12 protein-coding genes are annotated in these 13,298 nt (G+C 59.0%); 6 read left to right on the plus strand and 6 right to left on the minus strand.

Annotated features, from left to right (window positions below; all coding sequences use genetic code 11):
- Nucleotides 1-147: 147 nt before the first annotated feature.
- Genes ONZ54_RS06580 through ONZ54_RS06595 form a run of 4 tightly spaced genes read right to left on the minus strand, consistent with a single transcriptional unit; the run spans nt 148 to nt 3,327 of the window.
- Nucleotides 148-1,323 (minus strand): hypothetical protein, encoded by a 1,176-nt coding sequence (locus tag ONZ54_RS06580; protein WP_059169849.1) that lies wholly within the window; start codon nt 1,321-1,323, stop codon nt 148-150.
- On the minus strand, nt 1,323-1,694 hold the full coding sequence (locus ONZ54_RS06585; RefSeq protein ID WP_271787743.1) for a GtrA family protein: 372 nt from the start codon (nt 1,692-1,694) through the stop codon (nt 1,323-1,325). Before ONZ54_RS06585 ends, ONZ54_RS06580 begins: the two co-directional genes overlap by 1 nt.
- The gene (locus ONZ54_RS06590) at nt 1,691-2,725 is read right to left on the minus strand and encodes a glycosyltransferase family 2 protein (protein ID WP_271787744.1); all 1,035 of its coding nucleotides are present in this window, start codon (nt 2,723-2,725) and stop codon (nt 1,691-1,693) included. The genes ONZ54_RS06585 and ONZ54_RS06590 overlap by 4 nt, the downstream gene beginning before the upstream one ends.
- 56 nt (nt 2,726-2,781) lie before the next feature.
- A complete protein-coding gene (locus ONZ54_RS06595; RefSeq protein ID WP_005316926.1) occupies nt 2,782-3,327 on the minus strand; it encodes a hypothetical protein in 546 nt (181 codons plus the stop codon).
- A 326-nt stretch (nt 3,328-3,653) separates the two neighbouring features.
- On the opposite strand from ONZ54_RS06595, the gene ONZ54_RS06600 reads away from it, so the two are divergent.
- The 4 genes from ONZ54_RS06600 to ONZ54_RS06615 all read left to right on the plus strand — a co-directional run bounded on the left by ONZ54_RS06600 (nt 3,654) and on the right by ONZ54_RS06615 (nt 7,053).
- Nucleotides 3,654-4,424, plus strand: a complete 771-nt coding sequence (locus ONZ54_RS06600; protein ID WP_021141070.1) for a substrate-binding periplasmic protein — start codon at nt 3,654-3,656, stop codon at nt 4,422-4,424.
- A gap of 80 nt (nt 4,425-4,504) precedes the next feature.
- The gene (locus ONZ54_RS06605) at nt 4,505-5,989 is read left to right on the plus strand and encodes a L,D-transpeptidase family protein (protein ID WP_271787745.1); all 1,485 of its coding nucleotides are present in this window, start codon (nt 4,505-4,507) and stop codon (nt 5,987-5,989) included.
- Nucleotides 5,990-6,138: 149 nt separating this feature from the next.
- Complete coding sequence (locus ONZ54_RS06610) at nt 6,139-6,684, plus strand: peptidoglycan L,D-endopeptidase MepK (protein WP_005316921.1); 546 nt, start codon at nt 6,139-6,141, stop codon at nt 6,682-6,684.
- Between the two features lie 117 nt (nt 6,685-6,801).
- Nucleotides 6,802-7,053: a hypothetical protein gene (locus ONZ54_RS06615; RefSeq protein WP_005316919.1), complete on the plus strand. Its 252-nt coding sequence runs from the start codon at nt 6,802-6,804 to the stop codon at nt 7,051-7,053.
- A gap of 96 nt (nt 7,054-7,149) precedes the next feature.
- Here the strand turns inward: ONZ54_RS06615 and ONZ54_RS06620 are convergent, their stop codons facing one another.
- Both ONZ54_RS06620 and cysZ read right to left on the minus strand, forming a co-directional pair.
- Nucleotides 7,150-7,764, minus strand: a complete 615-nt coding sequence (locus ONZ54_RS06620) for a trimeric intracellular cation channel family protein (protein WP_005316916.1) — start codon at nt 7,762-7,764, stop codon at nt 7,150-7,152.
- A 140-nt stretch (nt 7,765-7,904) separates the two neighbouring features.
- On the minus strand, nt 7,905-8,669 hold the full coding sequence (gene cysZ / locus ONZ54_RS06625) for a sulfate transporter CysZ (protein WP_271787746.1): 765 nt from the start codon (nt 8,667-8,669) through the stop codon (nt 7,905-7,907).
- 108 nt (nt 8,670-8,777) lie between these two features.
- Between cysZ and ONZ54_RS06630 the strand changes: the two genes are divergently transcribed.
- Both ONZ54_RS06630 and zipA read left to right on the plus strand, forming a co-directional pair.
- Nucleotides 8,778-12,152: an AAA family ATPase gene (locus tag ONZ54_RS06630; RefSeq protein WP_271787747.1), complete on the plus strand. Its 3,375-nt coding sequence runs from the start codon at nt 8,778-8,780 to the stop codon at nt 12,150-12,152.
- Nucleotides 12,153-12,167: 15 nt separating this feature from the next.
- Complete coding sequence (gene zipA / locus ONZ54_RS06635; protein WP_271787748.1) at nt 12,168-13,295, plus strand: cell division protein ZipA; 1,128 nt, start codon at nt 12,168-12,170, stop codon at nt 13,293-13,295.
- The last annotated feature ends 3 nt before the right edge of the window (nt 13,296-13,298 follow it).

Consider the following 13,298-nt stretch of genomic DNA (forward strand, 5'->3'; position numbering starts at 1 on the left):
CTGCGCTGTTTCACGATAGGAACTGGTGGGTGATGTTTTGTTTACCCGCCTTCAGCCAAGGCTCACTTCTCCCGTCGATTTATGAAGACCATAAAAAATGCCGGTCAAGTGACCGGCATTTTTGGACATGGCGTTGGTCGCGTTACATCAGACGGTAAAGAACTTGAAGTTGACGAAGGCCACAGCGATGAAGGAGGCCACCATGCCACTGATGCAGAGCACGGCCGGGCGCATGGCTGGCCAGCGATGGGTCAGCAGGATAATGGCCAGCAGGGTCGGGTAGAGACCGAACATGTAGCGTGGCATGGCGTTGAGGCCCGTCATCAGCGGTATGGTGCAGCAGATGAACATCAGAGTGGCTTCGGCCCAGCGCTTCTGGCTGAACAGGTAGAGATTCAGGCACCAGCCGAAGATCACCATGATGGAGAGGTAAGCCTTGCGCCCGCCCAGTTCGAAGCCACTCAGCCACCAGTCGAGCGGGCTGTCCATGTAACGGCCCCATGCCACCTGGATATGTTTGAAGGCCAGCGCATCACCTGTGAGGTGATAGAGGTAGACCATATAGGAAAACAGGCCGAGCGGAATGAGCCAGAGGGTGAATACCACCTTGAAGGCGCGTTCGGTGAAGCGGAAGAACTCCCGCCAGCCGTAGGCCTGCAGCGCCAGGATCAGCACAGGGAAGACCATCATCACACCCAGATTGCGGGTGCCGGAGATGCAAACGCCGAGTACTGCGACCATCAGCCATTGTTCCCGATAGGCAAACAGGAACATCCCCAGCATCAAGGCCATGAACATCGACTCTGTATAACCGGAGACGAAATAGGCGGAGAAGGGGGAGAAGGCGAGCAGCCAGACGCCGAAGCGGGCTGTCTCGTCACCCAGCTTGAGCTGGCGAAGCACCAGCAGCATCAGCGGCAGGCTGGCGAAGAAGGCGATGTTGGCCACCAGCATCAGGCCGATCAGGCTCTCGACGTTGAGCAGGTTTGACAGCGCACCTGACAACATCGGATAGAGCGGCATGAAGGCCCAGTTGGCCGCATTGCCCTTGCTGAGCCAGCGCGGGTAGAGATCGTAGCCGTTTTCGATGATGCGCTGGAACCAGACGCAGTCGAACTGGCAATAGGCTTGCAGCGGACCTATGTCGGTGGCGCCGTAAAGCTGGACACCGAAATAACCCATGCCATAGAGGGCAACCCGACTCAGCAGGAAGGCGGCGATGATCATCAGCCAGTCACGGCTGCTGATGGCCAGTGACGGGCGATAGGGAGCCTGACTGCTGGGAGTCGAGCTGTCGGGAGTCAACGTTGTAATGTCATTCATCAGGCAAATACCCAGACGCGAGAGAGGATATAGGTGAGCACTGTGACTGTCAGCGTGGCGATCACCACAGGCAGCAGACCAGAAAGACCCGCAAACAGCAGACCGCTCAATATCAGGTTTCTCACCGCCAGCGAGAAGAGGGCAACCAGCAAGAACTTGCCGATGGCACCCTGTTTCTGGAAGGTGATGTAACGATGGCCAAAGAATGAGAACCAGAAGGCAATCATGAAGGCGATGGAGGTGACCCAGTGTTCAGAGATGGCGGGCCAGGTATGAAACAGCGCGATAGAGGTACCAAGGTCGACGAGGGTTGCCCCCCCGCCGACCAGACCGAACCGGAACAGGCGCCAGAATTCCTCGCGGGAGATCATTGAGGCGCTTGCTCCTTCTTGTTTTGTTGTTGTTCAGTCTCTTGCTGTGTGTCAGCGTCCTGCTGCTTGTCTTCCTCCGGCTTGGCATACTGGCCGTAGACCCCTTCGATGAGATAAATAGGACGCTGTTTCACTTCCACAAACATGCGGCCTATGTACTCGCCAATGATGCCAAGAGACAGCAGCTGGATGCCACCAAGGAACAGCACTACTGACATCAGGGAAGCATAACCGGGTACGTCGATCCCGAAGAAAACCACCTGGGTGACGATCTTGAGGATGTAGAGGAAGGCAACGAAGGAAACACCGACCCCCACATAGCTCCACACCCGTAGCGGCCAGCTGGAGAAACTCATCAGGCCATCGAGGGCGAAGTTCCACAGCTTCCAGTAGTTGAACTTGGTTTCACCGGCGTGACGGGCCGGACGCTCGTAAGGAACGCCCACGGCACGAAAGCCGGCCCAGGCAAACAGACCCTTCATGAAGCGGTTGCGCTCTGGCAGTTGCTTGATTGCTTCCACCACACGGCGGTCGATCAGACGGAAGTCACCTGCGTTCTCCGGCAGCTTGGTGCTGGTGGAGAGGGCGTTGAAGAAACGGTAGAAGCCACCGGCGGTGACACGCTTCATCGGGGTATCGGCACTGCGATCCACCCGTATGCCGTAGACGGTGTCATAGTCACCGGTCTGCCACAGCTTGACGAACTCCAGGATCAAGGAGGGGGGATCTTGCAGATCCACGTCCATCGGCACTATGGCATCACCTTTGGCATGATGCAGACCGGCGGTCATGGCCGCTTCCTTGCCGAAGTTGCGCGCCAGGTTGACCAGGGTCACCCTGGGATCGCGGGTGATGGCTTGCTCGATCACTTCACGGGTGCTGTCACGGCTGCCGTCGTTGACGAACACGATCTCCAGCCGATCCTTGAGAGGCGCCAGTTCGTTATCTATCGCGTTGATGAAGGCATCTATGCTCTCTTCCTCGTTGTAGACGGGAACGATCAGAGAGAGTCGAAAATCGGCATGCGACATGAAAACTTCCTTATTTGGAAAATTATTTTATAAAACAACGTATAGGAGAGTACGTCTTACTGGGCGACGGTCAGGCGTACCGACTGGACATTGAGGGGGGTCGGTGCGGACAGCGCCAGGAAGTTAGGCCGTTTCGGGTCCGACGTCAGAGAGTCGCCCGGCAGATTGAGCCGGATTTCGTTGATGCCAGCCTTGGCCAGGCGGACTGTCGTGGTGAAGTCATGACCCAGTGCCACCTTGAGCAGGGTGCCTGCCTGCGGGCTGTTGACCCTGGCCTGTATGGTCAACTGTTCAGGCTGAGCCTGATGTTTGGGCAGCACGAAATAGAGGCCACCCTGGCCGCTGAGTTCGGTGCCTTCGCTGCTTGGCTTCTTGGCCCAGCCTGCGCTGGAGAGAAAGCGGCTCGGCCTGGTCAGGTTGAGCTCGTTGCCGGGCTGATAGGTCATGCTGGAGTTGTGCTCCCAGAAGCGGGTCTTGCCTTCCAGGTAATAGAGTTTGTAGGCCAGGCTCACGTTGGGGTGGGCAGCCAGATAGAGGGTGTAAAGGTAGAAACCACTCAGTGCCATGATGGCAGTCAGAAAACCGAACTTTTTATACGTCATATCACTCTCTACGCCTCACGATTGGTAGGCTGATTTCGCGCATATGCTAATCCAATTGCAAAAAAAGCATAGTGGATCACAAAAATATATTTGGTCACATATTAACCCCTTTCGAGCCCGTACTCCAAATGCTCCCTGTTTGCCCTGTTTATGGCTTGAACAAGCCCGGTGCCGCACTGGGTCTGGACTGATTTCATGGCCGAGTCCCTGTGGGGAGAAACCCGTCCCTCGTAGAGTACCGATAGATAAGGATCGCTGTGGCAGGATCTGTCGCCATTTGGCCAAGGCCGATTTATGATGAGGCATCGCGTTGTCAAGGATGACCCATGAAGCTGATACTCTTCTGCTGTGCGCTCTGGTTGCTCTCTCCGGCTGCATCCGCCAACAGCTTTTGCCCCTCTCCGCTGCGGGTCGGTTTTGACCATTGGCCGCCCTATCACTATTACGACAGCGCGACGACGGATGACAAGGTGCTGAAAGGTTTTGCCGTGGAAACACTCAATGCCATGCTCACGCGACTGGGTTGTCAGGTCACCTATGTGGAGCGGCCCTGGAAGCGGATACTGCACGATCTGGCGCGGGGCTCGCTCGATATCGCCATGGAGGCATACTCCAACGAGGAGCGTGGCCGCTATGCCTGGTTTTCCGATGGCTATAATCCGGGGCGCAGTGTGCTCTGGGTCCGCAAGTCCTCTTCCTATCCTGAAACCGATTTGGCGAGCTGGCTGGCCAGTGGTCATATTCTCGGGGTGACCAAGGATTACTACTATGGGGCCGAGACAGCCGACTTGTTGCGCCGTTATGCGGCCCAGGTAAGCGTGGTCAATGATCATCAAAATTACGGCAAGCTGGTGCTCGGCCGGATCGACGGTTTTCTCGGGGATATTCTGGCCACGCCCTGGGGTCTGAAAGAAGAGGGGCTAAACGATCTGATCGTGCCTCACGGTATGGCCGTATATGAAGCACCCACTTTTTTCATGTTCAGCAAACAGCGGCTTTCACCGGCGTTTGTCAGGGCGTTCAATCGGGAGCTGGCTGAATTTAAAGCAACCAATGAGTATGACGTTATCTGGCGGCGCTACGCGCCCGCCAGCTAGTAAAGTCATTGGCATTCACGCATCATGAGCGCCTTGACCGCCGGGTCTGGCAGTTGAAGTGAACCGATCTTGAGGTAAGCATGGGGAAGAAGTATTGGCTGGCGTTGGCAAACCTGATCTGGCTGGGCTGCTTGCCAGCGGCAATGGCGCAGGCAAGCGAAGGACAGGTGTTGGTAACCAATGCTGCAGTGCAGCATGACTGGTATCAAAACAGTACCGCAGAGCAGGCTCGCCTTGAGTTGGAGCACCAGTTGCAGGAGGCCGTACTGGCCCAGTTGCACCCTGACTTCTTCAGTCTCTGGAAGAAGCTGCAGGCCAAACCGGCCGATCAGCGTGGGGCCATTTACGATGAAGTTTTTGGCAAGCTGGCCCGCTTTCAGCAGGCTTGGCGTGCCATGGATCTGGTCGCCCGCGAGCAGATGCAAACCCTCAAGCTCAATTTGAACCAGCCGTTGGCCCACGAGCCTGTTGGCGACAATCTGCTGGATCAGGTCAAGCAGCTCAGACCCCAGGTTGCCGAGTATGAGGCGGTGCGCGAGGAAGTACGCAAACTGCTCGCCATGCCCATGGCAAAGCAGTGGCCGACCCTGACCATGCCGACCCTGCGGGCGGGTGAGGCATCCCCTGAACTGGGGCAGATCCGTACCATCCTCAACGAGCTGGGGGATGGCGCCCCCCGCCATGACGACGCCACCTATGACGTTGACACCCAGCAGGCCATTAAGCAGTTCCAGCGCCGCCACGGTCTGACCGCTGATGGCATCATTGGTCGCCAGACTCGCACCTGGCTCAACACCGGGCCGCAAGTGCGTGCCAGCCTACTGCTGCGCAACCTGTGGCGTCGGGATCTGGTTGATCATCTATCCGGTGCCCGTTACGTGCTGGTCAATATTCCTGACTACCGTCTGAGTGTGGTGGAGTCCGGCAACGAGGTGTTTACCAGTCGGGTCATCGTTGGCAAGGAGCAGCGGGCAACCCCCATTCTCGCCAGCGAGATCCGCTCCATAGTGCTCAACCCGCCCTGGCATGTGCCGCGTTCCATCCTGAGCAAGGATATTCTGCCCAAGCTGGGTCGGGATCCAGCGTATTTGAATCGCGAGCAGTTCGAAGTGATCGACGGCGAAGGCAACCCTGTGCAGTTCACAGAAGAGGGTTGGTATCAGGCGTTGGCCGCCGGTTTCCCTTATCGCCTGCGGCAAAAGCCCGGTGATCACAATGCCCTGGGGCGCTACAAGTTCTATCTGCCCAACAACGATGCCATTTATCTGCACTCCACTCCGCGCAAGGCGCTGTTCGAGCAAGGGGCTCGGGCCTTCAGCTCCGGTTGTATCCGTGTGGAGCACGCCGACGATCTGGCCGAGTTGCTGCTGGCGGACTCCCGCTACCAGCCGGACAAGGTGGCCAGCATACTGAAAAATACCCAGACCAAGTGGTTGCCGCTGACCACCCCTATCCCGGTATTTACCGTCTACTGGAGCAGCTGGATCGACGAAGAGGGTCGCCAGCAACTGCGCAATGACATCTATGGATTTGATCGAGTCAGCTTCCAAAGTCGCCTGCTGTGATCCTTGCCACAGAGTGAAAAGCCCGGCCCTTGCCGGGCTTTTTCATTGGTGCTGGCGGTTTGACATGAGAGGGTTCGAAAGGTAGTTTCAAGCACCTGTATCAAATTCACTCAACAGTGTCGCTTACATCTGCGATGGACGAACTCCTTATGCTGGAACAAGAGATAAGTCGACGTCGCCTGCTGCTGGGGGCTGGGTGCCTGCTGGGGGGAGCAATGCTCTCATTCCCTGCCATGGCGAGCCGCAGTACCTCAGGACGTGAACTCAGTTTTTTCAATCTCAATACCGGTGAGCGGGTGCAGGCCAGTTATTGGGAGAATGGTCGCTACCTGCAAGACGGGCTGGCCGAGCTCAATCATATTTTCCGCGACTATCGTCGCAACGAAGTGTTCAACATCGACAAGAAGCTGTTCGATCAGCTCTATCTGTTGCAGCACAAGCTGGGCCGCAACGGCGAAATCCAGCTGATTTCCGGCTACCGTTCGCCAGCGACCAATCGCCAGAAGCGCAGCAAAAGTCGCGGCGTTGCCAAGCACAGCTATCACACCCTGGGTCAGGCGGTGGATGTGCGGATCCCGGGCGTTCAGCTGGCCCATCTGCGCAAGGCTGCGCTCAATCTCAAGGTGGGTGGAGTGGGCTACTACCCGAGCGACAACTTCGTTCATCTGGACACCGGGCCCGTCCGCAGCTGGTAGTCGTTGGCGGCATCCGGCGAGCGACACCTTGCCTCAATGGCGGGCTGCAGCGCCTGGTCACTGGCAAAGAGGGGCGCCGAGCTGTTAGGCTCCGGACACTATCCAGAGGAGAACCAGATGAAACATATTTTGCTCGGGGGCATGATTGCCCTGCTGCTGACCGGTTGTGGCAAGCTCAATCGCGAGAATTACGACAAGTTGAAGATGGGGATCAGCTACGCGGAAGCGAGCACCATACTCGGCAAGGCAGAGCGCTGCGACGATGCCTTGGGCACCACCAGCTGCATCTGGGGAGAGGAGGGCAAGAACATCAAGATCCGCTTCATCGCCGACAAGGCAACCTTCTTCAGCTCGGAAGGGATTAACTGAGTCGCGTATGCGCTCAGTGTCTCCATACAAAAAAGCGCCTGTCAGGCGCTTTTTTGTTGTCTGCAATCCGAACGGCTTCGCCAGAAACTGGCGCGCTCAGTGGGTTGCGTACTGATAGTGGAAGGTGGGCAATCCCCACTTGAATCGTACCGCCAGCAAGCGCAACACGAAGCCGATCCCGATGGCACCAAAGGCGGCCCAGTCGTTGGGCAGGCCCTGATCCAGCGCCAGGCAGTAGATGGCGGCGGTGATCAGCGAGATGGCAGCATAGAGCTCCCGGCGAAACACCAGGGGAATGCGCTGGCAGAGCAAGTCTCGCAGTACACCGCCAAAGGCGCCGGTGACCACCGCCATGATGCAGGCAATGCCGATGCCATGGCCCATCTCCAGGGCCCTGGCGGCGCCGAAGATGGAGAAGACCACCAGTCCCAGCGCATCGAGCGCCAGGAACAGCTTGCCGAGGTAGCGCATCAGCGGTGCCGATATGACGGCGGCCATGGCCGCGCCTGCCACCAGCAGCACATATTCCGGATGTTCAACCCAGAGCAGGGGATAGTGCCCAAGCAACACATCCCGGATGGTACCGCCCCCAATGGCTGTTGCCGAGGCGATGATCACCACGCCAAACAGATCCATCCGTCGCCGACCCGCAGCCAGTGCGCCAGTCATTCCTTCGGCCACCAGGCCCAGCAAGAAGAGTGTATGTAACATGAGATATCCCAGGGTGCGAGAAAGGCCCGCATCCTATCAATTCAAGCTATATGGGACAAGGAATGAAGGCTATTCATTATTTTTAATAATGCAAAAAGTAAAAGGCACCGACGAGGTGCCTTTTTTCATTGGGGCAGGGATCAACGTTTGAGCTGTTCGGCGCGGTAGTGGTCCACCCACATGGCGGTGGCACCACAGATGGCGACCGGCATCACAAAGAGGTTCACCACCGGAATGGCGGAGAAGAGGGTGACCAGGGCACCGAAGCTCAGGCACTTGCCGCGGCGCTGCTTCAAGGCATCGCGCATTGTGATGAAGCTTATCTTGTGGTTGTCGAACGGATAGTCGATGTACTGAATTGCCATCATCCAGGCGCTGAACAGGAACCAGAGCACGGGGGCCAGGGTCTGCCCGACCACGGGGATGAGGAACAGGATCAGGCAGCCGATGGCCTTAGGCAGGTAGTACTTCAGCTTGGTCCATTCACGGCCGAAGGTACGGGGCACATCCTTGACGATGTCCAGCATGCCGGTGTCGCTGACCACTTCGCCGGTGAGGGTCTGTTCCACCTTCTCCGCCAGCAGGCCATTGAAGGGGGCCGCTATCCAGTTCGCGACCGAGCTGAACAGGAAGGAGAAGACCACCAGTATGGTGACCAGAGCGATGGGCCAGAGCAGATAGTCCAACCAGCTGAGCCAGCTGGGGATCTGCTGGTGCAGCCAGCCGAACAGACTATCGAGCTGCAACAAGAGGGCGTAGAAGGCCCCGGCAAACAGCACGAAGTTGACCAGCAACGGGATCAGCACAAAGGTGCGGATGCCCGGTTGGCGAATGAGGGAGAAACCGCGCAGGAAGTAGTCTGCGCCGCTGATTGAGTCTTTGACCATAGGGGGTGATTGGCTCATCGGAGCTCCATCTGTTCATGGGAAAGTGCCAGCATATTACAAACAAGGTTTGGATTTGGTAAAGTCGCCTGCCCGCCTTCTCTTTATTTCGTTACCCAATAGGCCTCCATGCGTCTGAAATTGATCAAACTCGCCGGTTTCAAGTCGTTTGTCGAGCCAACCCGCATCGAGTTCTCGGCCGACATGACCGCGGTGGTGGGGCCCAATGGCTGCGGCAAGTCCAACGTGATCGACGCCGTGCGCTGGGTGCTGGGGGAGAGTTCGGCCCGCCATCTGCGCGGCGAGAACATGACGGACGTCATCTTCAACGGCTCCATCAACCGCAGCCCTCACGGTCGCGCCTCGGTGGAGCTGGTGTTCGACAACCCCCACAACCGGGTACCCGGTGAATTTGGCCGCTTTACCGAAATCTCGGTGCGCCGCGAGGTGCTGCGCGACGGCTCCAACCATTACCAGATCAACGGCCAGAAGTGCCGCCGCAAGGATGTCACCGACCTCTTCCTCGGTACCGGCCTCGGGCCGCGCAGCTACGCCATCATAGAGCAGGGTACCGTCAGTCGGCTGGTGGAGTCGCGCCCCGCCGATCTCAAGCTGTTCATGGAGGAGGCGGCGGGTGTCTCCCGCTACAAGGAGCGGCGACGCGAAACCGAGCAGCGTATCCGCCATACCCAGGAGAATCTGGAGCGGCTCGGCGACATTCGCGGTGAGCTGGGCTCCCGCCTCGAACATCTCAAGGCCCAGGCCGAGACGGCCGAACGTTACAAGCAACTCAAGAGCCGTTCGCGCGCCGCACGGACCGAGCTTATCGGTTCCGAGCTGTGGGTGCTGGAGACTCGCCTGGGTGAGGCCAAGGCCGAGCTGACTCAGGCCGAACAGGCGCTGGCGGCGCTGGATGCCAAGCGCACCCAGGATGAGGGGCGTCACGTCACCCTGTCGGTGGCCCGCCAGGAGGCTCAGGCCGAGCAAGCGAGCCGCCAGCAACAAATTTTTCTCGGTGGTCAGGCCATCGCCCGCCTCGAACAGCAGCAACTTCATCAGACCGAGCTTGGTCGCGACTGGCAGGTCAGGCGTCAGGCGCTTGGCGAGCGGATAGAGGGCATCAGGGCACAACTGGCGAGCCAGCAGGAACAGCTGACCGAAGGCGCCCTCAAGGGGGAGCAGGAGTCGGCGCGACTCGAACAGTGTGAGCAGTTGCTCACCGATCAGCAGGGGTTGCGTCTTGCCGCCGGCGAACAGCTGGAGCAGGCGCGTCAACGCCAGCAGCAGTGGCAACAACAACTCGGCCAGTTGCAGGGGCAGCTCAACCAGACTCGCGCCCAAGTGAACGGTCTGCAGGAGCTGCAAGCCAAGACCCGGCTGGCACGGCTCAAGCTGGAGGATGAACGCGCAGGTCCACTCGGTGGGGAAGGGGAGTCGTTGCAGCCCGGGCTAGACGCCCTGGCGTCCGAGCTGGAATGCTCCCGGGCTCGCCACGCCGAGCTGGAGCAGCAGTGGCAGGCCAGCGTGGCTCGCCATGAAGAGTGCAAGTTGCAGCAAAGCCAGCAGAGCGGCCTGCTGCGGGAGCTTGAAGCTCGTCTCACCACGCTTGACCAAATTTTGGGGGAGCAGATGGTGGGCGCCACCCTGGCGGATAGGCTGCAGGTGGCGCCCGAGTGGGCACAGGCGCTTGACAAGGTGCTCGGCCGCTGGCTCACCGCCCAGCCCAGCGACGAGTGCAATCTGGCGCAGAACGGACTCTGGATTGGTCCATCCCGACCTGCGGTGGCGGGTACCCTGGCGGCCCGGCTTGAGGGGGCGCATATTCCCGCCTTCCTCAACGCCATCTGGCTGGTTGAAGATAGAGACGCTGCGCTGGCCCGCCAGCCTGGCCTCCTGGCCGGTGAGTCGGTACTGACCCCGACCGGAGACTGGTTTGGTCCCAACTGGGCCGATCTCGGCCAGGGCAGGGCACTCGGCACTCTGGCCCTGCTCGGTGAACGTGAGCGGTTACACACAGAACTGGCGGCAGGCCAGCAGGCCCTTGGCCTGTTGGATGAACAACTGGGCACTGTCGATGCCGCGCGCGCTCAGCTGCACAGTGCCTTTGAGCTGAGCCAGCGCACAGTGCGCGAGCAGGAACAGCAGTGGCAGCAACTGCGTGAAGCCTGGAGCCTGCGGGAAGGCCAGCGTCAGGAGCGGTTGCAACGGCTCGGTCAGCTTGGCGAAGAGCTGATCAGGCTGGACAAGGAGCAGGCCGACGAGGCGCAGCGGCTGGCAGCGGCATTGCAGCAGCTTGAGCTCGATGAGGAGCGGCTTGGCGAGTTGCAGGAACAGGGTGAGCCCTTGACCGAGTCGCTGCAGCTTGCTCAGGAGCGAGTCACTCATGCCGAGCGGGCGGTGGAAGAGGCGCGCCTGCGCCGTGAGCAGCAACAAGCCAGCTGCCAGCGCTGGCAGCTGGAGCAGCAGAATCAGAGCCAGCTCATCAGCCTGCGGGAGCAGGAACTGGCCCGGCTCGGGCTGGAATTGGCCGAACTCAAGGAGCCCGGAGCCACGCCGGGTCAGGATCTGTCGCCCCTGCTGGTCGAGCAACGCAACCTCGAAGCATTGCAACTTGCCTGCCATCAAAGGCTGGCAGAGTTGGAGCGACAACTGACCGAACTGGAACAGGCACGCAGCGTTGATCACAAGCAGCTGCTGACCTTGCAGGAGAAGCTGGCGACCCTGAGGCTGGAGCGCGAGCGCAACCTGACCCGCCGTCAGGGGTTGCATGAGCAGTTCGAGGAGCTGGGGGTACGGCTGGTGGATCTCGATCAGGCTGTCTTGATCGCCGCCGATCGCGGCAAGTTGCGTCAGGAGATCCAGACGCTGGAGGCACAAGTGGAGGCACTTGGCGCCATCAACCTGGCTGCGTTGGAGGAGTATGAAGAGGCGAAAACCCGCTCAACCTACCTGGAAAACCAGTGTCAGGATCTCGAGCAAGCGCTGGAAACCTTGAGCCAAGCCATTAAAAGAATTGATAAAGAAACACAAATACGCTTCCGTGACACTTTCGATAAGGTCAACGAAGATTTAAAATCCCTCTTTCCAAAAGTGTTCGGGGGAGGCAGTGCCTGGCTTGAGCTGACCTCGGATGATCTTTTGGAGGCCGGAGTGAGCATCATGGCAAGACCTCCGGGTAAGAAGAATGCTACCATTGCCCTGCTTTCCGGGGGGGAGAAGGCGTTAACCGCACTTGCGCTGGTTTTTGCCATCTTCAGACTCAACCCAGCACCATTTTGTCTGCTGGATGAGGTGGATGCACCGCTCGATGAAGTGAACGTCGGTCGCTTCTGTTCTCTTGTCAAAGAGATGTCGAGCACAGTACAGTTCGTTTACATCAGTCATAATAAGGTCTCCATGGAGATGGCTGAGCAGCTGGTTGGCGTTACGATGCAAGAGCCCGGGGTTTCTCGCATTGTGTCGGTCGATATCGGTGAAGCCGTCGCTTTGGCTGAGCAAAACTAGAAAGAGAAGCAGCTAATGCAGGAATTGCGTTACATCTTGGTTGCCCTGGGCGGTATTGCTATTGCGGCATTGCTCATTCACGGGTTGTGGAGCAACAGAAAGAATCGTCAGGCACCGATCAAAGAGAAACCTCTGGGCCGGATGGAATCCAAATCACGTGGTCGCGACAGTGACGCCTTCGACAACGATGGTGTCGGTCAGGTGCGTGTGGTCAGTGGTAGCCGTCGTGCCGAGCCCAAGCTCCACAGCGAGGAGGCTCGCCAGCCGGATGTCAGCCGCCGTGCGCCCGTCACCGCTTTCGATGACGAGGATGACGAGGTCGAGCTGCCAACCCCTGTGGTGCGCAAGCCTGTCGCCCGCCCGGTTGCCCCGCCCCCCGTCTACGAAGAAGACGAGGAGGAGTTCGAGGAGCCCATCGCCGAGACAGTAGAGGAAGTGCCTGCCGCCCCGGTGCGCAAGCCCGCTCAGGTGATCCGTCGTACCCCGGTACACCGTTCTCGTTCCCAGCGCGAGCCGCTGCTGCAACAGCTGGATGATGAACCTCTGGTCGAGCCTGCCTACGCGACCGCACCGACCTTCGGTGCCCGCGAACCTGCTCATGTGCCAGTGCCTGAGTACAAGCCGCAGCCCCGTTATGTGGCCCCAGAGCCTGCCTACGAGGAGCCTGTGTATGAGGAACCCGTTAGTGAGCCGCTGATGGATACCCAGCCGGTCGAGAAGATCTGGCAGGATGTCTATGTCATCAACCTGATGGCGCGCCCCGGTCACGATCTGGAAGGGGCGACTCTGCTGGCCTCCCTGATGGCGCTAGGCTTCAAGTTTGGTGAAATGGATATTTTTCATCGCCACGAGGATCTCAACGGCAAGGGTGAAGTGCTCTTCTCCATGATCAACATGGTCAAGCCGGGCACCTTCAATCCGTACCGGATGGAGCAGTTCAACACCCCGGGTGTCTCCCTGTTCATGCAGCTGCCGCTGCGCAGCAATGCAGCCTTTGCCTTCGAGCACATGCTGCAGGCTGCCGACCAGCTGGCCAGCGATCTCGATGCCATGTTGACTGACATGGATCGCAGCCCGCTGAGCGACGAGACCATAGCCCGTTACCGGCACGAACTGGCCGCCTATGAGGCTAATCGAGACTAAGAC

It is taken from the genome of Aeromonas salmonicida, from assembly GCF_028355655.1.
In the GTDB taxonomy this organism is placed as follows: Bacteria; Pseudomonadota; Gammaproteobacteria; order Enterobacterales; family Aeromonadaceae; genus Aeromonas; species Aeromonas salmonicida.

What these genes read in the sequence shown, in the direction of transcription:
- ONZ54_RS06580 (WP_059169849.1), bottom strand. Translation starts at nt 1,323, where the DNA reads ATGAATGACATTACAACGTTGACTCCCGACAGCTCGACTCCCAGCAGT.
- ONZ54_RS06585 (WP_271787743.1), bottom strand. Translation starts at nt 1,694, where the DNA reads ATGATCTCCCGCGAGGAATTCTGGCGCCTGTTCCGGTTCGGTCTGGTC.
- ONZ54_RS06590 (WP_271787744.1), bottom strand. Translation starts at nt 2,725, where the DNA reads ATGTCGCATGCCGATTTTCGACTCTCTCTGATCGTTCCCGTCTACAAC.
- ONZ54_RS06595 (WP_005316926.1), bottom strand. Translation starts at nt 3,327, where the DNA reads ATGACGTATAAAAAGTTCGGTTTTCTGACTGCCATCATGGCACTGAGT.
- ONZ54_RS06600 (WP_021141070.1), top strand. Translation starts at nt 3,654, where the DNA reads ATGAAGCTGATACTCTTCTGCTGTGCGCTCTGGTTGCTCTCTCCGGCT.
- ONZ54_RS06605 (WP_271787745.1), top strand. Translation starts at nt 4,505, where the DNA reads ATGGGGAAGAAGTATTGGCTGGCGTTGGCAAACCTGATCTGGCTGGGC.
- ONZ54_RS06610 (WP_005316921.1), top strand. Translation starts at nt 6,139, where the DNA reads ATGCTGGAACAAGAGATAAGTCGACGTCGCCTGCTGCTGGGGGCTGGG.
- ONZ54_RS06615 (WP_005316919.1), top strand. Translation starts at nt 6,802, where the DNA reads ATGAAACATATTTTGCTCGGGGGCATGATTGCCCTGCTGCTGACCGGT.
- ONZ54_RS06620 (WP_005316916.1), bottom strand. Translation starts at nt 7,764, where the DNA reads ATGTTACATACACTCTTCTTGCTGGGCCTGGTGGCCGAAGGAATGACT.
- cysZ (WP_271787746.1), bottom strand. Translation starts at nt 8,669, where the DNA reads ATGAGCCAATCACCCCCTATGGTCAAAGACTCAATCAGCGGCGCAGAC.
- ONZ54_RS06630 (WP_271787747.1), top strand. Translation starts at nt 8,778, where the DNA reads ATGCGTCTGAAATTGATCAAACTCGCCGGTTTCAAGTCGTTTGTCGAG.
- zipA (WP_271787748.1), top strand. Translation starts at nt 12,168, where the DNA reads ATGCAGGAATTGCGTTACATCTTGGTTGCCCTGGGCGGTATTGCTATT.